The sequence below is a fragment of the Pseudomonas sp. 05N36 genome, from assembly GCF_056397385.1.
The window spans coordinates 60,912-82,083 of record NZ_JBFTNH010000025.1; the positions used below are offsets into that span (position 1 = coordinate 60,912).

Here is a 21,172-nt window from a genome sequence, read left to right on the forward strand (position 1 = left end):
GCACGAATGGATACGCGTGTGAAGTTCGAGAAGACCACGCAGTACAGGTCCGAGGAAGGGATCGTCTTCAATCTGTCTCAAATCACCCTCATGGAAAGCGACCGAGGTCGCCTGCGCGAGCTGCACTTTGGCGAAGCGAAACGCGCCCATTACCAAGTCAACAGCATGGTCGTCGATATGTACGACCGAATGCAGGCTCGAAACCTGCCATGCCTGCTGACAGTCTGCATTTCCAATCCCCTGACCCGGCAGCAGGCCGATGCTATCAGCACTATGCGCGGCAACGTCGCCAAGGGAATTGCTGCGGCCTCAGGTGGCGTTGCCGGGAGGGTAGGTGCGTTGGGCGGGCCGCTCATTGGCTGGGCTTCAGGTGCAGTCGTGACGACAGGTGTCAACTGGTACCTCAAAGGGGCCCTGCCGAACCTGCATGCAGGTGACGTGCTGGTCAGCATCGAGGGAGAGGTCCATGGCGGGATTGGCCCACAGCGCTCTGTCGTGACGCTGGTCATCAAGGTCTGAGGAACTGCACATGCCCTACATCATGCAAACGGTCGTCCTTCTGGTGCTGGGCGCGATCCTCGTTCAGTTTCTGAAACCATACCCGCTGCGCAAGTGGCTGGGTTTGGCGCTGCTGGCAACGGGCTTGGTCAGCATCTTCAAGGTTGGTGAGCAGCAGGTGCTGGGCTTTGACCTGGAGCTGCTAGCACTGCTCGCCGTGCCGCTGGGCGTGGTGCTTTTCCTGACGCGGCGGCGGTTCACGGAGGGGGACTGAAGCCCTGGCACGATTTCTCGGTGCCGTCTCTGACCCAAAATCATATGGGACAACAGTCAATCAACAGCGCGTTGATCGATGATCTTAGCGTTGGACCTTGCCGGCGGATTGGGGGGTTACTTTGAACATACTGGTAACTCCTAACGTAGGTTAGATGCCGCCAAAATCACTGCTAAATGATGGGTGGCGGCTGTAACGCAGGCCAGGTGCAGTCGGAAATGTGTAATGCCACATTGACCAGCCTCGCCAACTCTGCGGGCGCGCCTGCTCCCCTTTCCCGGCAACGTGTAACATGCTCGCCCACCGCCATGTGCCGCCGGAGATGACCTTGCCTGATACCCGCCCTCCCGTCCTCGACGAAATCGACCGCCAACTGATCGCGGCCTTGCAGATCAATGCCCGTGAAAGCGTGGCCATGCTCGCCCGGCAATTGGGGATTGCACGCACCACGGTGACGTCACGCCTGGCGCGCCTGGAAAAGGCCCGGGTCATTACTGGCTATGGCGTGCGGCTCGGGCAGCGGGTGGTCGATGGCGGTTTGCAGGCTTATGTCGGGATCACCGTGCAACCGCGCTCCGGCAAGGAAGTGCTGCGTCGGCTCAGCGCCATGGCGCAGGTCCAGCAATTGTGTGCGGTCAGTGGCGAATTCGATTACGTGGCCTGGCTGCGTACCGATTCACCGGAACAACTCGACCAGTTGCTCGACCAGATCGGCAGCGTCGACGGCGTAGAAAAAACCACCACTTCGATCATCCTCAGCAGCAAGATTGACCGCGGCCAGCCAGTTTGATCGTCACACTCGTCACATTGCATCAATAACCTGCAAAACGACGACACATTGCGTCTTATTAACGTGCTCTACGCTCCCTAGAATGGCGACAGTCTTTTCCTATACTCAGCACCGAGTGCGAGTCGCCAGCAAGGTCAGCCATGAACAAGAACAATCGCCATCCTGCAGACGGTAAAAAACCAGTCACCATTTTCGGCCCGGACTTTCCATTCGCCTTTGACGACTGGATCGAACACCCGGCCGGTCTAGGCAGCATTCCTGCGCACAACCACGGCGCGGAAGTGGCGATTGTCGGCGCCGGCATCGCCGGTCTGGTGGCCGCTTACGAGCTGATGAAGCTGGGCCTCAAGCCGGTCGTCTACGAAGCCTCGAAAATGGGCGGCCGCTTGCGCTCCCAGGCCTTCGAAGGCGCTGAAGGGATCATCGCCGAGTTGGGCGGCATGCGCTTCCCGGTGTCGTCCACTGCGTTCTATCACTACGTCGACAAGCTCGGTCTTCAGACCAAACCTTTCCCTAACCCGCTGACACCTGCCTCCGGCAGCACCGTCATCGACCTGGAAGGCCAGACCCATTACGCCCAGAAACTCGCCGACCTGCCTGCACTGTTCCAGGAAGTGGCCGACGCCTGGGCCGATGCACTGGAAGACGGCTCACGCTTTGGCGAAATCCAGCAAGCGATCCGCGATCGCGATGTACCGCGCCTCAAAGAGCTGTGGAACACCCTCGTGCCGCTGTGGGATGACCGGACCTTCTACGACTTCGTCGCCACCTCCAAAGCCTTCGCCAAGCTATCGTTCCATCACCGCGAAGTGTTTGGCCAGGTCGGTTTCGGCACCGGTGGCTGGGACTCGGACTTCCCGAACTCGATGCTGGAAATCTTCCGCGTCGTCATGACCAATTGCGACGATCACCAACACCTGGTGGTCGGCGGTGTAGAGCAGGTGCCGCTGGGCATCTGGCGCCATGTGCCGGAGCGCTGCGCTCACTGGCCGGAAGGCACCAGCCTTAGTTCACTGCACAACGGTGCGCCACGCACCGGGGTCAAACGCATCGCGCGCGCCGCCGATGGCCGTTTCAGCGTGACCGACAATTGGGGTGACACCCGCGAATACGCCGCTGTACTGACCACCTGCCAGAGCTGGTTGCTGACCACTCAGATCGAGTGCGAAGAGTCGCTGTTCTCGCAAAAAATGTGGATGGCCCTGGACCGCACCCGCTACATGCAATCGTCTAAAACCTTCGTGATGGTCGACCGGCCGTTCTGGAAAGACAAAGACCCGGAAACCGGTCGCGACCTGATGAGCATGACCTTGACCGACCGTCTGACTCGCGGCACCTACCTCTTCGATAACGGCGACGACAAGCCAGGCGTGATTTGCCTGTCGTATTCGTGGATGAGCGACGCGTTGAAAATGCTCCCGCAACCAATCGAAAAACGCGTGAAGCTGGCACTGGATGCCCTGAAGAAGATCTATCCGAAAGTCGACATCGCCGCGCGCATCATCGGCGACCCGATTACCGTGTCCTGGGAAGCCGACCCGCACTTCCTCGGTGCATTCAAAGGCGCCCTGCCCGGCCACTATCGCTACAACCAGCGGATGTACGCACACTTCATGCAACAAGACATGCCCGCCGAACAGCGTGGGATTTTTATCGCTGGCGACGATGTTTCGTGGACACCGGCCTGGGTCGAAGGCGCGGTACAGACCTCGCTCAACGCGGTATGGGGCATCATGAATCACTTCGGCGGTAAAACCCACGTCGAAAACCCAGGCCCGGGCGATGTGTTCCATGAAATCGGCCCGATTGCCCTGCCCGAGTAAGAGGACTCCGAAATGCGCGTAGCGCTCTACCAATGCCCGCCGCTGCCGCTCGACGTCGCCGGTAATCTGCAACGCCTGCAAAAGCTCGCGACGCAGGCCTCGGGCGCCGATCTGCTGGTGTTCCCGGAGATGTTCCTGACCGGCTACAACATCGGCGCCGAAGCGGTTGGCGCATTGGCCGAGGCGCAAGACGGCGCTTGCGCGCAGTACATTGCGAGCATCGCCAAGGCCTCCGGTATCGCCATTGTGTATGGCTATCCGGAGCGCGCCGAGGACGGGCAGATCTATAACGCCGTGCAGTTGATCGACAGCCGGGGCCAGCGGCTGGCCAACTACCGCAAGACTCACCTGTTCGGCGAGCTCGATCATTCGATGTTCAGCGTTGGGCCGGATAAGTTTCCATTGGTGGAACTCAATGGCTGGAAGCTTGGCTTTTTGATCTGCTATGACCTGGAGTTTCCGGAAAACGCCCGGCGCCTGGCGCTGGCCGGTGCCGAGCTGATTCTGGTGCCGACGGCAAACATGATTCCCTACGACTTCATCGCCGATGTCACCGTGCGCTCGCGGGCCTTCGAGAACCAATGTTACGTGGCGTACGCCAATTACTGTGGCCACGAAGGCGAGATCCACTACTGCGGTCAAAGCAGCATCGCTGCGCCGGATGGCAGTCGCATCGCCCAGGCCGGCCTGGATGAAGCATTGATCGTTGGCACGCTGGATCGGCAGTTGATGCTGGATTCGCGTGCGGCCAATCGCTACTTTCTCGATCGTCGGCCAGAGATCTATGGCGAGCTGAACAAGCGCAGGCCCTAGGTTTTCGCTAGCATGAGCGCTTCTCAAGTAGCGGAAGTGCTCATGCCTGCGCCGACCCACCTTCACCCTCATGCCGAAACCCTGGCCAACGGCCTGCGGGTTTCACTTCGTCATGCGCCCGGTTTGAAACGCTGCGCCGCTGCTTTACGGGTTGCCGCCGGCAGCCACGACGCCCCACTGGCCTGGCCTGGGCTGGCGCACTTTCTTGAACACTTGTTCTTTCTCGGCACCGAACGCTTTCCTGCTGACGATGGGTTGATGGCCTACGTGCAACGTCACGGCGGGCAACTGAACGCCAGCACCCGCGAGCGCACCACCGACTTCTTCTTCGAATTGCCGCCTCAGGCCTTCGCCGGGGGGCTTGAGCGTTTGTGCGACATGCTCGCCCACCCGCGCCTGAATCCGGACGATCAGTTGCGTGAACGGGAAGTACTGGAAGCTGAATTCATTGCCTGGTCTCAAGATGCTGAAGCGCAACGACAGGTCGCATTGTTCGACGGGCTTGCATCAGATCATCCATTGCGCGGTTTCCATGCCGGCAATCGCGACAGCCTGGCGGTACAGCAGCCTGAGTTTCAACAGGCCTTAAGCGCGTTCTATCAGCGTTTCTACCAGAGCGGTCAAATAACGCTGAGCCTTGCCGGTCCGCAGTCTGTGGATGAGTTGCGCAGCTTGGCCGAGCACTTGAGCAGCGACTTCGCCGTCGGTGAGCAGCAACCACAAAGCGCCCCGCCCGCGCTGATGGCAACGGCAAACAGAAGTTATCAACAGGCTGACGAACGCCGATTCAACCTGCTGTTTGCATTCGAAGCCCTGCCGAACGCATCCCGTGAAGCGCTGGATTTTCTCTGCACCTGGCTGAATGCGTCGAAACCGGGAGGTTTGTTTGCCGAGTTACGCCATCGCCAATTGATCGACAGCCTGAAGGCGGCGCCGCTGTACCATTTCGCCGGGCAAGCGCTGCTGCAGGTCGAGTTCAACCTGACGGCCAGTGCCGCAACGCAGACCGGGATAATCAGCGAACTGCTCGGCGATTGGCTAAGCTTCTTCGCCGACGCTGCCGACTGGTCGGAGCTGCGCGAAGAATATGCCCTGCTGCAACAGCGAAAACGTCAGGCCAGCAATGCCTTGACGCTTGCCCGACTGGATATCGAGAAGTTGGAGCCAGAACTCTCGGAGTCGGGTGTGATTGCCCTCAAGGCAATCTTGCAGCAGATGAATCCGACACCTGTGGATAACCTGAATGTAGTCTGGCAACTGCCGCCCGCCAATCCGCTCCTGCGCTCAGCCGAGGCGCCAGCACCGGCTGGTTTGATCCGTGGACAAACCAGCGCCCATCGCGGCTTGCGTACGTTTGCCCAGGATCGCACGCGCAGTCGCCGTGAACGCTCACCCATGCAGTTCAGCCCGGCACTGGCGGACGATAGCGGCGAAGCGGCGGTTTGCCTGCGTTGGCGCCTCGACTCTGCACCGCCAGCCAAACTTCAACCGACACTGGCCCGCAGCCTGCAAGGCCTGTGCGATGACGCCCGTCAGGCGGGCGTCGATCTGTCTTTCAATGAAACGGGCAATCAATGGCTGCTGAAAATCAGCGGACGGCATGAGCCAATGCCGGCGATTCTCGAACAGGCGCTGCTGTGTCTGACGAATCCCGCCGCCGATGGCTGGCTCAATACCGAATCGCCAGTGCCGCTGATCGCGATCCGGCAATTGCTTAAGGTATTGCCGGCGCATTGCCCGGGACAGGATTCACAGCCGACATCGCAGCCGGCCAGTGCTGATGACCTACAGCACATCTGGGCCAGCGCGCGCTGGGATGGACTGGCAGCAGGTCTGCCGGCAACCGTTCAAACAGCGATCACCCGCGTCTTGAGTCGCATGCCTGGCATTCCCGACAGCGAGATGACCGCGCCCGTCTCCATTGCCGGTCAACGCCTCTGGAACGAAGTACCGAGCAACACCAACGAGAATGCACTGCTGCTGTTTTGTCCGACGCCTACTCAAGAGCTGGCCGACGAAGCCGCGTGGCGCCTGCTCGCGCAACTCTGCCAAACACCGTTCTATCAGCGCCTGCGGGTCGAACTGCAATTAGGTTACGCAGTGTTCAGTGGTGTCCGTCAGATCAACGGGCAAACCGGGCTGCTGTTCGGCGTGCAATCGCCGAACGCGTCGGTGACAAAGATCCTCGAACACATCGAAGCCTTCCTGAAGCAACTGCCTGAACTCATCTCGACGCTCGATGATGCGGTCTTGATCAATCAACGCCAGACCCTGGCCGAACAGCTCGACAGCAATGCCATGCCGCTTGCCCAGGCCTTTGAACTGCTGTGGCAGGGCAAGCTGGGCGGCCATTCGTCGGATTACCTGTCGCAGTTGCAACAGGCCGTGTTGCTGCTGGATCGCACAGCGTTGCTCGACGCGGCAAGGCGCTTGATGGATGCAGCAGGTGGCCGCCGATGCTTGGCCACCGATGCCTACCCGGACGGCACCTGGCAACCGACAGTCCGATCATTACCGGGGCTGTAATGGGCTTTCTTCGAGAGATGTCTCCAATTTGCAGAAACGTTTCAGTAACATAGCCCGGCAAGCCTCTGAACATCTCCTGCAGGAGGTGGACTATAGGTATAGAGTGAATTTTCTCACGAGCCTGAAGGAACGTTTTTATGACTTGGTCCAAACCTGCTTACACCGACCTGCGTATCGGTTTTGAAGTCACCATGTACTTCGCCAGCCGTTGATACTGCCCTTGGGTAGAACATGCGGTACAACGCCTCGGCCCGTCCGGGGCGTTTTTATTTTCAGCGTTGAAGTGATGGAGCAACCATGTTTGTCCAGATTCTAGGTTCCGCCGCTGGCGGCGGTTTTCCGCAGTGGAACTGCAACTGCGTGAACTGCGCAGGTTTTCGCGACGGTAGCCTGCGGGCCGAGGCGCGCACCCAGTCGTCCATCGCGATTTCCGATGACGGCGTGAACTGGGTCCTGTGCAACGCCTCGCCGGACATTCGCGCGCAGCTCCAGAACTTCGCCCCGATGCAACCGGGCCGCGCCCTGCGTGACACGGGCATCAGTGCAATCATCCTGATGGACAGCCAGATCGACCACACCACCGGCCTGCTGAGCCTGCGCGAAGGCTGCCCGCATCAGGTCTGGTGCACCGACATGGTCCATGAAGACCTGAGCACCGGCTTCCCGCTGTTCACCATGCTCACCCACTGGAATGGCGGTTTGAACTGGAACCGCATCGAGCTCGACCAGAGCTTCAGCGTCCCGGCCTGTCCGAACCTGCGTTTTACTCCATTGCCACTGCGCAGCGCGGCACCGCCCTACTCGCCACATCGCTTCGACCCACACCCGGGCGACAACATCGGCTTGATCGTCGAAGACCTGCAAACGGGCGGCAAGTTGTTCTATGCGCCTGGGCTGGGCAAGGTCGATGCGCCGCTGCTGGAAATCATGGCGGACAGCGATTGCCTGCTGGTGGACGGCACGCTGTGGGACGACGATGAAATGCAGCGCCGTGGCGTCGGCACCCGCACCGGCCGGGAGATGGGCCATCTGGCACAGAACGGCCCCGGCGGTATGCTCGAAGTGCTGGAGCAACTGCCACAGCAGCGCAAAGTGCTTATCCACATCAACAACACCAACCCGATCCTCGATGAGGACTCGGCCGAGCGCGCCGAACTGGTTCGACACAATGTTGAAGTGGCCTACGATGGCATGAGTATCGAGTTGTAAGAAATGGCCCCTTCGCGAGCAGGCTCGCTCCCACAGGGGTCCGAATCGGACCCGACTTTCTGCGCACAGCAGGTCTACTGTGGGAGCGAGCCTGCTCGCGATGAGGTCGGCAACAACACCCCATATCTACGGTTGTTCCCCCGGAGAACCGAAATGACTGACACACCACTCTCTCCCGCCGAGTTCGAACAGGCGCTTCGGGCGAAGGGCGCCTACTACCACATCCACCATCCGTATCACGTGGCAATGTACGAAGGCCGGGCGACCCGCGAGCAGATCCAGGGCTGGGTCGCCAACCGCTTCTACTATCAGGTGAATATCCCGCTCAAGGACGCGGCCATTCTGGCCAACTGCCCGGACCGTGAAGTCCGTCGCGAGTGGATTCAACGCCTGCTCGACCACGACGGCGCGCCCGGTGAAGACGGCGGCATCGAAGCCTGGCTGCGTCTCGGCCAAGCCGTTGGCCTGGACCCGGACCAACTGCGTTCCCAGGAACTGGTGTTGCCCGGCGTGCGTTTCGCAGTGGATGCCTACGTCAACTTCGCCCGTCGGGCCAATTGGCAGGAAGCCGCCAGCAGCTCGCTGACCGAACTGTTCGCCCCGCAAATCCACCAGTCACGCCTGGACAGTTGGCCGCAGCATTACCCGTGGATTGATCCGGTCGGTTATGAGTATTTCCGCACCCGGCTGGGTCAGGCGCGGCGCGATGTCGAGCACGGTCTGGCAATCACCTTGCAGCACTACACCACCTATGAAGGCCAGCAGCGCATGCTGGAAATTCTCCAGTTCAAACTGGACATCCTTTGGAGCATGCTCGATGCCATGAGCATGGCCTATGAACTGAACCGCCCGCCTTATCACAGCGTGACCGAGCAACGGGTCTGGCATAAAGGGATCGCCTTATGAGTTTCGACCGCAGCAAGACCCCGCGCTGGCGTCCCGGCTACCGCTTCCAGTACGAACCGGCGCAAAAAGGCCATGTGCTGCTGTACCCGGAAGGCATGATCAAACTCAACGAAAGCGCCGCGCTGATTGGTGGCCTAATCGACGGTGAGCGTGACGTCGCGGCGATCATTGCCGAACTGGACGCCCAGTTCCCCGGCGTACCCGAGCTCGGTGACGACATCGAGCAATTCATGGAGGTCGCCCGTGCAGAGCACTGGATCGAGCTTGCCTGAATCAGCGGCGCTGCCATTGCCGGCCAAACCCGAGATCGGTCTGCCGCTGTGGCTGCTCGCCGAACTGACCTACCGCTGCCCGCTGCAATGCCCCTACTGCTCGAACCCGCTGGATTTTGCCGAACAAGGCAAAGAGCTCAGCACCGAGCAGTGGCTCAAGGTGTTTCGCGAGGCGCGGGAAATGGGCGCGGCGCAGCTGGGCTTCTCTGGCGGCGAACCGCTGGTGCGCCAGGACCTCGCCGAGCTGATCGCCGAGGCTCGAAAACTGGGCTTCTACACCAACCTGATCACCTCGGGGATTGGCCTCACCGAGCAGAAAATCAGCGACTTCAAGAAGGCCGGTCTCGATCACATCCAGATCAGTTTCCAGGCCAGCGATGAACAGGTGAATAACTTGTTGGCCGGTTCGAAAAAAGCCTTCGCCCAGAAGCTGGAAATGGCCCGCGCAGTGAAAGCCCACGGCTACCCGATGGTGCTGAACTTCGTCACCCATCGGCACAATATCGACAAGATCGACCGCATCATCGAGCTGTGCATCGCCCTGGAAGCCGACTTCGTCGAGCTCGCCACCTGCCAGTTCTACGGCTGGGCCCAGCTCAACCGCGTCGGTTTGCTGCCGACCAGGGAGCAGCTGGTGCGCGCCGAGCGCATCACCAATGAATACCGCGCCAAACTCGAAGCCGAAGGTCACCCGTGCAAGCTGATCTTTGTCACCCCGGACTACTACGAGGAACGCCCCAAAGCCTGCATGAATGGCTGGGGCAGCATTTTCCTGACCGTGACCCCGGACGGCACCGCCCTGCCGTGCCACGGCGCACGGCAGATGCCGGTGCAATTCCCGAACGTGCGCGATCACAGCATGCAGCACATCTGGTACGACTCGTTCGGCTTCAACCGCTTTCGCGGTTACGACTGGATGCCGGAGCCGTGCCGCTCCTGCGACGAGAAAGAAAAGGACTTCGGCGGCTGCCGTTGCCAGGCCTTCATGCTCACGGGTGACGCGAGCAATGCCGACCCGGTGTGCAGCAAGTCGGAACATCACGGCGTGATCCTCAAGGCCCGCGAAGAAGCCGAGCACGCCACCCAGACCATCGAGCAACTGGAATTTCGCAATGAACGGAACTCACGCCTCATCGTTAAAAGCTGAACCCTTGAGCGCCCTCAAAGCCGTAGCGGCCGGCGTCGATTTCACTGACTTGTGCGTCGGCGCCCAGGGTTTGTTCTGGAATGAGTACCGCCCCGAAGATGGCGCCTGCCGAATCTGGCATTGGCGCGACAACACCGCCCATTGCCTCACCCCGCCGGGGTTCAGCGCGCGCAGTCGAGTCTATGAATACGGTGGCGGATCGTTTTGCCTTAGCGATGACGGCGTGGTCTTCGTCAACGAGACGGATCAGCAGCTGTATCGGCAATCGTTGGCCGGTGAAATACCTCAAGCACTGACCGTGGGTGAATGCCGTTACGGCGATCTGCAATTTGCCGGCGGGCAGGTACTCGCCGTCGAAGAACAAGGTGATCAGCATCGCCTGGTGGCCATTGATCCGGCAGACGGCAAACGTCAGCTGTTGGCCGAAGGCGCAGACTTCTACTCAGCGCCGACCTTGAGTCCGGATGCCGGGCGGTTAGCCTGGATCGAATGGAGCCGGCCGCATCAACCCTGGACCGCGACCCGCTTGATGGTCGCCGAACGCGATGCCAACGGCGCTTTCGGCAAGCCGCACTGTGTGGCCGGTGACACCTCTGAAGAGTCCTTGCAACAGCCTCGATTCGATGATGCCGGCCGCCTGTATTGCCTGACCGATCGCGCCGGTTTCTGGCAGCCGTGGGTCGAAACCGGATCAGGCTTGCAGCCGCTGCCGAGCAGCGAGGCGGATCATGCGCCGGCACCGTGGCAGCTTGGCGGTTGCACCTGGTTACCGCTTGATGAAAAGAACTACCTGGCGAACTGGACCGTGGAGGGTTTTGGACGCCTGGGGCTGCGCTCTGGTGATTCCGTTGAGGATTTCACCGGCGATTACAGTCGCTTCCGAAATCTGGCGCTGGACCAGGAATCTGTCTACTGCATCGCGGCTTCGCCGGTCAGCCCTTCCGCGGTGATCGCCATCAACCGTAAAAGCCATCAAGTCCGGGTGTTGGCGGGCGGAGTGGCACCGCTGCCCGCCAAGCACATCAGCCAGCCGCAAACACTGCGCTACCCCAGCGGTGCCGGCGAGGCCCATGGTTTCTTTTATCCGGCCATGACCGATGTCGCCAAACCACCGTTGCTGGTGTTTATTCATGGCGGGCCGACATCGGCGTGCTACCCGATGCTCGATCCGCGAATCCAGTACTGGACACAACGCGGCTTCGCGGTCGCCGACCTTAACTATCGCGGCAGTAGCGGTTACGGTCGCGCCTATCGGCAGGCGCTGCACCTGAGCTGGGGCGAAGTGGATGTCGAAGACGCCTGTGCGGTGGTCGCCTACCTCGCCGGGCAAGGTTTGATCGACGGCGATTACGCGTTCATTCGTGGTGGCAGTGCCGGCGGTTACACCACGCTCTGCGCGCTGGCGTTTCGGGACGTCTTCAGCGCGGGCGCCAGTTTGTACGGCGTCAGCGACCCGGCGGCCCTGAGCCGCACCACCCACAAATTCGAAGGTGACTATCTGGACTGGCTGATCGGCGATCCGCAGCAGGATGCCGAGCGCTACGCCACCCGCACACCACTGCTGCACGCGAGTGAAATCCGCGTGCCGGTGATCTTCTTCCAAGGCGAACTCGACGCTGTGGTGGTACCGCAACAGACCCGCGACATGCTCAAGGCCCTGCAAGACAACGGCATTCCCGCCCAGGCCCATTACTACCCGGACGAACGCCACGGCTTTCGCAAGGCCAATAACCAGGCCCATGTGCTGGAGCAGGAATGGCTGTTTTATCGCGCGGTGATGGAGCAGAAGAACGCGTGAGACAAAAAAACGCCCCATGCCAAAAGAACCAGGCATGGGGCGCTGCGTTATACCGCGAGACGGTTAGGGAATTAGAGAAGGGCGGGGCTGTTCAGACCGCGATGCCTTTGCGGCATTGGAGTTGGGCCGTGCGCACCCGGGAGAAGGCACGAGCCAGGCGCAGGAGCATTTCGTCGATGTTCGCCTTGCTGACCGTTAGCGCCGGTGTGAACCGCAGGCAGTCGGGTTTCGGGGCGCTTAACAGCAAACCTTCGTACCGCGCCGCATTCACCACGGCGTCAGCCGAATCGTCACTCAGGGTAAGCCCACAGAGCAGCCCCTGGCCACGCAGTTCACCGTGCCCGTAACGGTTGGCCAATCGGCTCAAACCTTCGCGCAGGTGTTGAGCGCTATCGCGAACCTGTTCGAGGAAGCCGTGATCCAGCACGCTGTCCAGAACCGCCAGCGCCGCCGAGGCCATCAACGCATTGCCGTGATGGGTGCCATCCAGCTCGCCTGACTCGAAGCAGCAGGCTTTACCACGCGCCAGAAGCGCCGCCACTGGCACCCCGCCGCCCAGCCCTTTGCCCAGCACAACAATGTCGGCGCGCACGCCGTAAAACTGTTCGGCGAGCAGACTGCCGCAACGGCCAATCCCGGTTTGCACTTCGTCGAGAATCAGCAAAATTCCCAACTCACGGCATAGGCGCTCGACACCTTTGAGGTAATGCCCGGTCGCCGGAACCACCCCGGCGGCGCTTTGGATCGGCTCAAGCAGGATTGCTACGGTTTGCGCATCCACCGCCGCATGCAACGCAGGCAAATCAATGAACGGAACGTGGCTGAAACCCGGAAGTTGCGGCTCAAAGCGATTGTTCTGACAGTCCGACGCGGACATGGCCGCAAAGCCGTGACCATGGCAGCTACCGCTGGCGGTGATAATTCGCGATGCACCGCCACGATGCAGTTGCCCCCATTTGCGTGCCAGCTTGATCGCCGCTTCGCAAGCTTCACTGCCACTGTTGAGCAGGTAAACCTGGTCGCTGCCGGTACTGGCGCACAACCGTTCGGCCAGATTGAGTTGGCCGCGGTTAAGCAGACCCGAACCCGGATTGATCAATGTCTGCGCTTGAGCGGCGATGGCATTGATCAGCACCGATGGGCTATGGCCTAGGCTGTTAGCCGCGCCACCTTGGGTGAAATCCAGATACGCGCGGTCATCACTGTCCCAGAGCCAGGAACCCTGGCCGCGAACGAAAATGTGCTGGGGTCGCTGGACGCTGGGCATCAGGCACTCGCTGGAAAGGTTGTCGTGCCTGGAAGGCCGAAAATGCTCCACCGCCAGATCATCCAGGCTCGGCTGATGGCGACGCAGGTTGAACAGGTTCATGCGCGCATTCCTTCAAGCGGCGAACCCAGCAGACGCGAAGACCAATCCTCGACGCACCCGGTGCGCAAGCGTTTGAGTGCAATATCACGCCAGCGCGAAGACAGCGCCGGGCAGTCGACAAGCTTTTTCAAACCGGCATGCTCAAGCGGTTCCCGATAAAAACAGCGCAAAGCCCAGTCCACGGTCAAGCCGGGGTAGCTGCGCTGGATCAGCTCAAATGGTTGATCGGCACTTACGAAACCGGGTTTGAGCACGCGGTAGAACCAGCCACAGCGTCCCGTGTCCTGGGCCAGTTGCGGCAAGATCGGTATGCCCCAGCGATAGCTCAACCGATAGCACGGCGAGCGCGGCTGGCTGACCTGCAACAACGCACCGCCCCAGCGAAACATATCGCCCAGGCACACCTGCTCTTCAGTCAGGCCACGGGTTGAAAGGTTCTCACCGAAGGCCGGCGCGCTCCAGTCGATCTGTGGATAACGTTTGCGCCAGTAAGCGTAGTGTTCGGACGGGTAATGATGCAGGGCGCGTTCGGGGCCGGTATGAAAACGCGGATCGCCGTGCTCATCGTTGCCCAGGCCTTGCGGCCACAACCAGAGTCGATTGGCAATCCGCTGTTTGTCGGTATCGCWGATCAAACCCTGTCCGAGGTTTTTTGCCTTGCCTATGTAAACACCATCAACATAAACGGTATTCATCGCGCTTTCTGGCCCTGTAAGCCTTGTGAATGCGGTTAGACTAGGCTTCTGCCAGGCGCTGAGCCATTTCGATTTTCCAGCTTTTTCGATAAGAATTACTTATGGATTTTAAGCAACTGCGTTATTTCGTCGCGGTGTATGAAGAGGGCCATGTCGGACGGGCCGCCGAACGCCTCTCAATCTCCCAGCCGGCGCTGTCGCAGCAGATCCGCCAACTGGAACAAAACCTCGACGTGAGCCTGTTCGAACGCAGCAGTAAACGCCTGCTGCCCACCCTGGCTGCGCATACCTTGTACAACCACGCCCTGCCGTTGCTCGACGGTTTGCAGCGCGCGCGCGAGGCCTTGGGCAACTTCAAGGGCCGGGCCTTGCGCACCTTGGCCATCGGTGTGCTGCAAACCGTTCACACCAGCCTGGTACCCCAAATGCTGGAGCGTGTGCGTACGGCGCAACCGCATCTGGTGGTACAGATCTACGAGCTCACCGGGCTGGAAATCGAACGTCGCCTGCTCAATGGCTCACTCGACATCGGCATCAGCTATCTGCCTCCGCGCCAGCCCGGGTTGCATGGCGTTTTGCTGTACGAAGATGAACTGACCCTGGTCATCCCTGCCGACCATCCGTTGCGTGAATTCAAGAAAGTCTCCATGAGTCAGGCAGCGGAGTTGCCGATGCTGTTACTGGGGGAAGAGTTTCAGGTCCGGCAGATCTGGCAGGGGCAATTGGCCAATCTCGGACGCCGCCCGCAAGTGCAGGCGGAACTGAACAACATGGCGGGGATCCTCGACAGTTTGCCCCACACCCGACTGGCCACTGTCCTGCCCGGTCGCTCGCAGCAAGAACATGGAAACAAGACACTTTTGTGGAAACCCTTGAGTGAGCCGCGGGTCCCCCTGAAAGTAGGATTGGTCTGTCGCGACGTTCAACGTCAGCAAGCGACGCTGGAGTTGCTGCGCAACCTGCTGGAAGACGTGATGAACGGCCCGGCCGGGCGGATGACGAGCCCGACGGTACTGGATGTTCAGGGCTGAACAGCAAAAACATAAATCGCAGGCAAAAGAAAACCCCGCCGAAGCGGGGTTTTGCAGACTGTTTCCCTGACATCCATTTCACTCCACCGTCCTGGCAGAATCCTACGTGTCCGTGTTATTGCTTTGCGCTTCCTGCGCGACGTCCATGTGAAGTAGATTAGCTCTGGATCCAATTTTGGAACAGGGGGAAAACAGCAGCACGTCACGTAAGCAAATGCTTACATGACGTTACACTTCTCAGAATTGCGCCGCATCCAACAGAAACAGCGACTCACTACCAGCCTTGACCGAAGCGCTCAGCGAATGAATCCGTGGCAGCAGGCGAGCAAAGTAGAAGCGTGCGGTGCCGAGTTTGCTGGCGTAGAAGTCGTCCTGCGCCTCTTTACCGAAGGCCGCCTTGGCCATCAGTGCCCACATGTAGGCGTAGGACACATAGCCAAACACTTGCAGATACTCGACTGAGGCCGCGCCGATTTCGTTCGGGTCATTTTTCACACGGTCCAACAGCCAAGCGGTCAATTCGTCCAGCGTGTCGACAGCGTCGTTCAACGGCTTGGTGAACTCGGCCAGATCAGCGCTCGCGGTGGCGGTGAAATGACGAATCTCATCCGCAAACAACTTGTAGTACGCCCCGCCGCTGCCGACGATCTTGCGCCCGACCAGGTCCAGCGCCTGAATGCCGTTGGTACCTTCGTAGATCTGCGTGATCCGCACGTCACGCACCAGTTGCTCCTGGCCCCACTCACGAATGTAGCCGTGGCCGCCGAAGACCTGCTGGCCGTGAACGGTGGTTTCCAGGCCCAGATCCGTGAGGAATGCCTTGGCGACCGGTGTCAGCAAGGCCACCAGGTCTTCAGCGCGTTTGCGGGTGGTCGCGTCTTCGCTGAACTTGGCGGTATCCAGTTGCATGGCCACGTAGGTCGAGAATGCCCGGCCGCCTTCGTTCGAGGCCTTCATGGTCAACAGCATGCGACGTACGTCCGGGTGAACGATGATCGGGTCAGCGACCTTGTCTTTGTTCTGCGCCCCGGTCGGCGAACGGCTTTGCAGGCGATCACGGGCGTATTCAACCGCGTTCTGGTAAGAGCGCTCGCCACTGGCCAGGCCCTGGATACCAACGCCCAGACGCTCGTAGTTCATCATGGTGAACATGGCCGCCAGGCCTTTGTTCGGCTCACCCACGAGGTAACCCACGGCTTCGTCGAAGTTCATCACGCAGGTAGCGGATGCCTGGATGCCCATTTTGTGTTCGATCGAACCGCAGTTAGCCGGGTTACGCGCGCCGAGACTGCCGTCGGCGTTGACCATGAACTTCGGAACCAGGAACAGCGAAATACCCTTCGGACCCGCGGGGGCATCCGGCAGTTTGGCCAGCACCAGGTGAATGATGTTTTCGGTCAGGTCGTGTTCACCGCCGGTGATGAAGATCTTGGTTCCGCTGACTTTGTAGGAACCGTCTGCTTGCGGTTCGGCCTTGGTACGGATAATCCCCAGGTCAGTCCCCGCGTGCGGTTCGGTCAGGCACATGGAGCCTGCCCAGACACCGGCATACATGTTTGGCAGGTAAGCGGCTTTCAGCTCTTCACTGGCGTGAGCGTTGATCGACAGGCAAGCCCCGGCAGTCAGCATCGGGTACAGACCGAATGACAGGCTGGCAGAGTTGACCATTTCTTCGACCTGAGCCGAAACCGCTTTCGGCATGCCCATGCCACCGTAGGACGGATCACCACCGACGCCGACCCAACCGCCTTCAGCGTAAGTCTGATAAGCCTGTGGGAAACCTGCTGGCGTGGTGACGGCGCCGTTGCTCCAGTGGCAGCCCTCTTCGTCGGCAGCACGGCTCAGCGGCGCGATGCTTTTGCTGGTGACTTTACCGGCTTCCTCAAGGATCGCCTCAACGGTTTCGGCATCGACGGTGTCGGCCAGCGCGGGCAGTTCAGCCCACAGTTTGGCAACCTCGAAAACTTCATTGAGGACGAAGCGCATATCGCGCAGGGGCGCTTTGTAGTCAGCCATGGCAAACCTCGTGAGAACTTGAAAAGTGATTCGTAGGATCGGATTTCAGCAAGGTCTTGAGTGTACCCGAACAACTTTTACGATACATAGGGTCAACTAGTGACTTATTTGTAATTTTTGGTCACCAAAAAAAGATCGCAGCCAGCGGCAACTCCTACAGGCCCATCTGTATTGTAGGAGTTGCCGCAGGCTGCGATCTTTCAGAGGAAGCGCTGTCGCGCAGGGAGAGACTTGTACTCGGGCTGATCGTTTCTCCGTCAGCAGGTCATTCAAACCTGCTGCCGTGAATCGCTTGGGACAATCACAGCCCATACGCTGAATGCGCGTTCACCACTAACCCGCAGCGCCTTCCATACGCACCGCACCACGGCGGCTTTGACCAAATGCCATCACGCAATTTCGCCCCGCGCCCTTGGCGCCGTAGAGCGCCTGGTCTGCGGATTTCAGGACTTCTTCCGGGGTCCGCTGTTCCAGTCGCTCGGCGACGCCGATACTCACCGTGACCGAAACGCTTGAGGCACCCGAGCCCGCACGGCGTTGCCGACCTTGCTGATCGTCTTGCGGACGGCTGTCCTGATTGCGCAACTGAATGTTGTAGGTGGCAATCGACTCACGGATGACTTCCAGGTGCGGCATGCACTCTTCGAGCGTTTTGGCAGCGAACACCAAGGCGAACTCCTCGCCCCCGTAACGATACGCCCGGCCACCGCCGCCGATCTTCGACAACTTGCTGGCCACCAACCGCAACACCTGGTCGCCGACATCATGACCGTGGGTGTCGTTGAATTTCTTGAAGTGGTCGACGTCGCTCATGGCCAACACATAGTTGCGGCCCAGACGCTGCATGCGCTCATTCAAGGCGCGACGCCCCGGCAGGCCGGTCAGCTCATCACGAAAAGCCATTTGATAGGCTTCGTGGGCGACCGCCGCGGCAATCATCAACATCACCTGGCTGCACATGATGTTCAGGGTAAACGGCAGGATGAAGGTCTTGGGCAGCATCCAGAACAGTCCGAGCAAACCCACCAATTGCGCCGCATGCAACGGCCGCGGATTGCGCCAGTATTGATAGGCCAACAGCAGAAAGGACGCGAGGAACACCGGATAGGACAACTGGATCAAACTCATCCAGGCACCATGCAATGCCGGCCAGCGTATTTCCGACAGCCACATCAACAACGCCTGTGGGTAACTTTGCTCTAACCCCAGCGCAACACTGCCGAATGCCACCAACACCGCGAAACGCGCGACCATGTCCTGAAACAGGTGGGTGCGTTCCTGCCAGGCAGCAAACAGCCCGTACAGCAAAGGCAGCAGCAAACAGCAGAGATGGAAAACCACCGCCGCGTCGTCACGCACCTTGCCGTAATCACGGTAGTAATCGGTTTGGGTGTCGAGCAGGTAGTAGGCGATGTACACCGTGACCATCAGAAACAGTTCACGTTGACGTCGGTAAACCGCGCAGTACGAACCACCGAGCAACAGCACCAGAGTTGGCAGCACGTTGAACAGCGAGGTGAAAAAGACGTTGAGATCCTTGACGTAGGCAGCCGCGAGCCCCGCAAGCAACAACAGTAGTGAGGGTAAAAAGTGACTGAGACGTACAGCGGAAGAACGCGGCAAGGGTAGAGCTCCGGCCCGGCAAATCAATGGATGGCATTGTGCCTGCATTCCTGACAATTAAGCACATGCAATGTGACGTACATCACGCCGCACACTCTTTAACGGCAGCAAAAGCGTTCTACTTAGCGTTTTAGTCGGGAATATTTGCAGCCGTTTTCAGCGGGCAGAAAAAAGCCGCTGCTCCCGAAGAAGCAGCGGCTGTTTGAAGCGCTCCGCAGGACTTAGTAGCCCAGTGCGAAATCTTCTTCTTTCATGTCCATCAGGTTGTTGGCACCCGACAGCATGGTTGCAACGTGAGTGCGGGTACGCGGCAGGATGCGCTGGAAGTAGAAGCGCGCTGTCTGCAGCTTGGCGGTGTAGAACGCCTCTTCGGTGGTGCCGGCAGCCAGTTTCTCGGCAGCCAGGCGCGCCATGTCAGCCCAGAAATAGGCCAGGCAGGCGTAACCGGAGTACATCAGGTAGTCCACCGACGCGGCGCCGACTTCCTCGCGATCTTTCATCGCGGCCATACCGACCTTCATGGTCAGCTCGCCCCATTCCTTGTTCAGTGCAGCCAACGGCTCGACGAACTCTTTGACCGCTTCGTTGCCTTCGTTGGTCTGGCAGAACTTGTGGACGATCTTGGTGAAACCTTTCAGAGCCTCGCCTTGAGTCATCAGCACTTTACGGCCCAGCAAGTCGAGCGCCTGGATACCGGTAGTGCCTTCGTACAGCATGGAAATGCGGCTGTCGCGAACGTTCTGCTCCATGCCCCACTCGGCAATGAAGCCGTGGCCGCCGTAGATCTGCACACCGTGGTTAGCGGATTCAAAGCCGACTTCAGTCATGAAGGCTTTGGCGATTGGTGTCATGAACGCCAGCAGTGCGTCGGCTTTCTTCTTCTCTTCCTCATCCACGCCGTACTTGACGATGTCGACCTGCTTGGCCGTGAAGTAAACCATCGCACGGTTGCCTTCGGCGAATGCCTTCATGGTCAACAGCATACGACGTACATCAGGGTGAACGATGATCGGGTCAGCAGCTTTGTCCGGCGCTTTCGGGCCAGTCAGGGAGCGCATTTGCAGACGATCGCGAGCGTATTTCAGACCGCCCTGGAAGCCGATCTCGGCGTGAGCCAGGCCTTGCAGGGCCGTACCCAGACGCGCGGTATTCATAAAGGTGAACATGCAGTTCAGGCCTTTGTTCGCCGGGCCGATCAGGAAACCGGTGGCCGCGTCGAAGTTCATCACGCAGGTGGCGTTACCGTGGATGCCCATTTTGTGTTCCAGGGAACCACAGCTCACGGCGTTGCGTGCACCGATGCTGCCGTCAGCATTCGGCAGGAACTTTGGAACGATGAACAGCGAAATGCCTTTGGTGCCAGCAGGCGCATCCGGCAGGCGAGCCAGAACGATGTGGACGATGTTGTCGGCCATGTCGTGTTCACCGGCCGAGATGAAGATCTTGGTGCCGGAAACTTTGTAGGAACCATCAGCCTGAGGCTCGGCCTTGGTGCGCAGCATGCCCAGGTCGGTGCCGCAATGTGGTTCGGTCAGGCACATGGTGCCGGTCCATTCGCCGGACACCAGTTTGGTCAGGTAAGCCTCTTGCTGCTCTGGCGTACCGTGCTCGGAAATGGTGTTCATCGCGCCATGAGACAGGCCTGGGTACATGCCCCACGACCAGTTGGCTTCACCGACCATTTCACTCACAGCCAGACCCAGAGACTCCGGCAGGCCTTGGCCACCGTGCTCTACGTCGTGAGCCAGGCTTGGCCAGCCGCCTTCGACGAATTGTTTGTAGGCTTCTTTGAAACCGGTCGGGGTCTTAACGCCGGACTCGCTCCAGGTGCAGCCTTCGGTGTCACCCACGCGGTTCAGCGGAGCCAGCACCTGCTCACAAAACTTGGCGCCTTCCTCGAGAATGGCGTCAACCATGTCCGGAGTAGCGTCCTGGCAAGCCGGAAGGCTCTGATAGTGCGCTTCGTAGCCGAGCAGTTCGTCACGAACGAAGCGAATATCACGCAAGGGGGCCTTGTAGTCAGGCATAGCGATAAACCTCTGCTGATGTAACCGGGAATGAACGACCGCAATGATTTGTTGTGACGGTCAAACAGTTGTTTGAAACATACGTTTACGCCGAAATCTTGTCAAGCGTCGATCATTTGCCGTTCGTCATGACCCACATAAATCGCGCACACGCAAAGGCTTGCAGCCAGTGCGCAAGGCAACAAACCGTGTAGGAAAGATTAGTTGAGCGAGAAGGACAGTAAACGCTCCATGAACCTCACATTCAAAGCCGCCACCTGATCCCCAATGCTGTGCTTCCGATTCCTTTCCGGAGCCAGCACCTCATGATGCGTCCCGACGCAAAAGTCGAAAAAGTCTATCTCTACCCCAAGCC

Annotated in this window: 18 protein-coding genes; 13 read left to right on the top strand and 5 right to left on the bottom strand. The window is 59.7% G+C overall.

The features are described 5' to 3' along the window. The first annotated feature begins 18 nt into the window (after positions 1–18). The 12 genes from AC1DIH_RS25230 to AC1DIH_RS25285 all read left to right on the top strand — a co-directional run bounded on the left by AC1DIH_RS25230 (position 19) and on the right by AC1DIH_RS25285 (position 12,056). Positions 19–519, top strand: a complete 501-nt coding sequence (locus tag AC1DIH_RS25230; protein ID WP_178098894.1) for a hypothetical protein — start codon at positions 19–21, stop codon at positions 517–519. Positions 520–529: 10 nt separating this feature from the next. After that, the gene (locus AC1DIH_RS25235; RefSeq protein ID WP_054594326.1) at positions 530–772 is read left to right on the top strand and encodes a hypothetical protein; all 243 of its coding nucleotides are present in this window, start codon (positions 530–532) and stop codon (positions 770–772) included. Between the two features lie 328 nt (positions 773–1,100). Next, positions 1,101–1,562, top strand: coding sequence for an Lrp/AsnC family transcriptional regulator (locus AC1DIH_RS25240; RefSeq protein ID WP_008067391.1), 462 nt, complete (start codon positions 1,101–1,103; stop codon positions 1,560–1,562). Between the two features lie 140 nt (positions 1,563–1,702). Next, positions 1,703–3,385, top strand: a complete 1,683-nt coding sequence (locus tag AC1DIH_RS25245; protein ID WP_477773692.1) for a flavin monoamine oxidase family protein — start codon at positions 1,703–1,705, stop codon at positions 3,383–3,385. Between the two features lie 12 nt (positions 3,386–3,397). Beyond that, positions 3,398–4,198: a carbon-nitrogen hydrolase family protein gene (locus tag AC1DIH_RS25250; protein ID WP_477773693.1), complete on the top strand. Its 801-nt coding sequence runs from the start codon at positions 3,398–3,400 to the stop codon at positions 4,196–4,198. Between the two features lie 42 nt (positions 4,199–4,240). Continuing rightward, entirely contained in the window at positions 4,241–6,724 is a 2,484-nt protein-coding gene (gene pqqF / locus AC1DIH_RS25255; protein WP_477773704.1) for a pyrroloquinoline quinone biosynthesis protein PqqF, read from the top strand. A gap of 137 nt (positions 6,725–6,861) precedes the next feature. Next, a complete protein-coding gene (gene pqqA, locus AC1DIH_RS25260; protein ID WP_003194766.1) occupies positions 6,862–6,936 on the top strand; it encodes a pyrroloquinoline quinone precursor peptide PqqA in 75 nt (24 codons plus the stop codon). Positions 6,937–7,021: 85 nt separating this feature from the next. Then, positions 7,022–7,933: a pyrroloquinoline quinone biosynthesis protein PqqB gene (pqqB, locus tag AC1DIH_RS25265; protein WP_477773694.1), complete on the top strand. Its 912-nt coding sequence runs from the start codon at positions 7,022–7,024 to the stop codon at positions 7,931–7,933. Positions 7,934–8,086: 153 nt separating this feature from the next. After that, positions 8,087–8,839 (top strand): pyrroloquinoline-quinone synthase PqqC, encoded by a 753-nt coding sequence (gene pqqC, locus AC1DIH_RS25270; RefSeq protein WP_477773695.1) that lies wholly within the window; start codon positions 8,087–8,089, stop codon positions 8,837–8,839. Continuing rightward, the gene (gene pqqD / locus AC1DIH_RS25275; protein WP_427545637.1) at positions 8,836–9,111 is read left to right on the top strand and encodes a pyrroloquinoline quinone biosynthesis peptide chaperone PqqD; all 276 of its coding nucleotides are present in this window, start codon (positions 8,836–8,838) and stop codon (positions 9,109–9,111) included. The genes pqqC and pqqD overlap by 4 nt, the downstream gene beginning before the upstream one ends. Continuing rightward, complete coding sequence (pqqE, locus tag AC1DIH_RS25280) at positions 9,083–10,258, top strand: pyrroloquinoline quinone biosynthesis protein PqqE (protein ID WP_477773696.1); 1,176 nt, start codon at positions 9,083–9,085, stop codon at positions 10,256–10,258. Before pqqD ends, pqqE begins: the two co-directional genes overlap by 29 nt. Further along, a complete protein-coding gene (locus tag AC1DIH_RS25285) occupies positions 10,224–12,056 on the top strand; it encodes a S9 family peptidase (protein WP_477773697.1) in 1,833 nt (610 codons plus the stop codon). The genes pqqE and AC1DIH_RS25285 overlap by 35 nt, the downstream gene beginning before the upstream one ends. A 91-nt stretch (positions 12,057–12,147) precedes the next feature. Here AC1DIH_RS25285 and AC1DIH_RS25290 read toward each other — a convergent pair whose 3' ends face one another. Continuing rightward, positions 12,148–13,425: an aspartate aminotransferase family protein gene (locus tag AC1DIH_RS25290; protein WP_477773698.1), complete on the bottom strand. Its 1,278-nt coding sequence runs from the start codon at positions 13,423–13,425 to the stop codon at positions 12,148–12,150. After that, a complete protein-coding gene (locus AC1DIH_RS25295; protein ID WP_477773699.1) occupies positions 13,422–14,120 on the bottom strand; it encodes an MOSC domain-containing protein in 699 nt (232 codons plus the stop codon). The genes AC1DIH_RS25290 and AC1DIH_RS25295 overlap by 4 nt, the downstream gene beginning before the upstream one ends. Before the next feature lie 101 nt (positions 14,121–14,221). Between AC1DIH_RS25295 and AC1DIH_RS25300 the strand changes: the two genes are divergently transcribed. Further along, a complete protein-coding gene (locus AC1DIH_RS25300; RefSeq protein WP_477773700.1) occupies positions 14,222–15,151 on the top strand; it encodes a LysR family transcriptional regulator in 930 nt (309 codons plus the stop codon). Between the two features lie 237 nt (positions 15,152–15,388). On the opposite strand, the gene AC1DIH_RS25305 is transcribed toward AC1DIH_RS25300, so the two are convergent. The 3 genes from AC1DIH_RS25305 to AC1DIH_RS25315 all read right to left on the bottom strand — a co-directional run bounded on the left by AC1DIH_RS25305 (position 15,389) and on the right by AC1DIH_RS25315 (position 20,817). Next, positions 15,389–17,167, bottom strand: coding sequence for an acyl-CoA dehydrogenase C-terminal domain-containing protein (locus tag AC1DIH_RS25305; protein WP_477773701.1), 1,779 nt, complete (start codon positions 17,165–17,167; stop codon positions 15,389–15,391). Positions 17,168–17,500: 333 nt separating this feature from the next. Continuing rightward, positions 17,501–18,790, bottom strand: coding sequence for a GGDEF domain-containing protein (locus tag AC1DIH_RS25310; RefSeq protein ID WP_477773702.1), 1,290 nt, complete (start codon positions 18,788–18,790; stop codon positions 17,501–17,503). A 221-nt stretch (positions 18,791–19,011) separates the two neighbouring features. Continuing rightward, positions 19,012–20,817 carry a phenylacyl-CoA dehydrogenase gene (locus AC1DIH_RS25315; RefSeq protein WP_477773703.1) on the bottom strand — a complete coding sequence of 602 codons (1,806 nt, stop codon included), beginning with the start codon at positions 20,815–20,817 and terminating at the stop codon, positions 19,012–19,014. Between the last annotated feature and the right edge of the window lie 355 nt (positions 20,818–21,172).

Coding starts and splice junctions, on each gene's coding strand:
- AC1DIH_RS25235 (WP_054594326.1), top strand. CDS start 530: ATGCCCTACATCATGCAAACGGTCGTCCTTCTGGTGCTGGGCGCGATC.
- AC1DIH_RS25245 (WP_477773692.1), top strand. CDS start 1,703: ATGAACAAGAACAATCGCCATCCTGCAGACGGTAAAAAACCAGTCACC.
- AC1DIH_RS25250 (WP_477773693.1), top strand. CDS start 3,398: ATGCGCGTAGCGCTCTACCAATGCCCGCCGCTGCCGCTCGACGTCGCC.
- pqqF (WP_477773704.1), top strand. CDS start 4,241: ATGCCTGCGCCGACCCACCTTCACCCTCATGCCGAAACCCTGGCCAAC.
- pqqB (WP_477773694.1), top strand. CDS start 7,022: ATGTTTGTCCAGATTCTAGGTTCCGCCGCTGGCGGCGGTTTTCCGCAG.
- pqqC (WP_477773695.1), top strand. CDS start 8,087: ATGACTGACACACCACTCTCTCCCGCCGAGTTCGAACAGGCGCTTCGG.
- pqqD (WP_427545637.1), top strand. CDS start 8,836: ATGAGTTTCGACCGCAGCAAGACCCCGCGCTGGCGTCCCGGCTACCGC.
- AC1DIH_RS25285 (WP_477773697.1), top strand. CDS start 10,224: ATGAACGGAACTCACGCCTCATCGTTAAAAGCTGAACCCTTGAGCGCC.
- AC1DIH_RS25290 (WP_477773698.1), bottom strand. CDS start 13,425: ATGAACCTGTTCAACCTGCGTCGCCATCAGCCGAGCCTGGATGATCTG.
- AC1DIH_RS25300 (WP_477773700.1), top strand. CDS start 14,222: ATGGATTTTAAGCAACTGCGTTATTTCGTCGCGGTGTATGAAGAGGGC.
- AC1DIH_RS25305 (WP_477773701.1), bottom strand. CDS start 17,167: ATGGCTGACTACAAAGCGCCCCTGCGCGATATGCGCTTCGTCCTCAAT.
- AC1DIH_RS25315 (WP_477773703.1), bottom strand. CDS start 20,817: ATGCCTGACTACAAGGCCCCCTTGCGTGATATTCGCTTCGTTCGTGAC.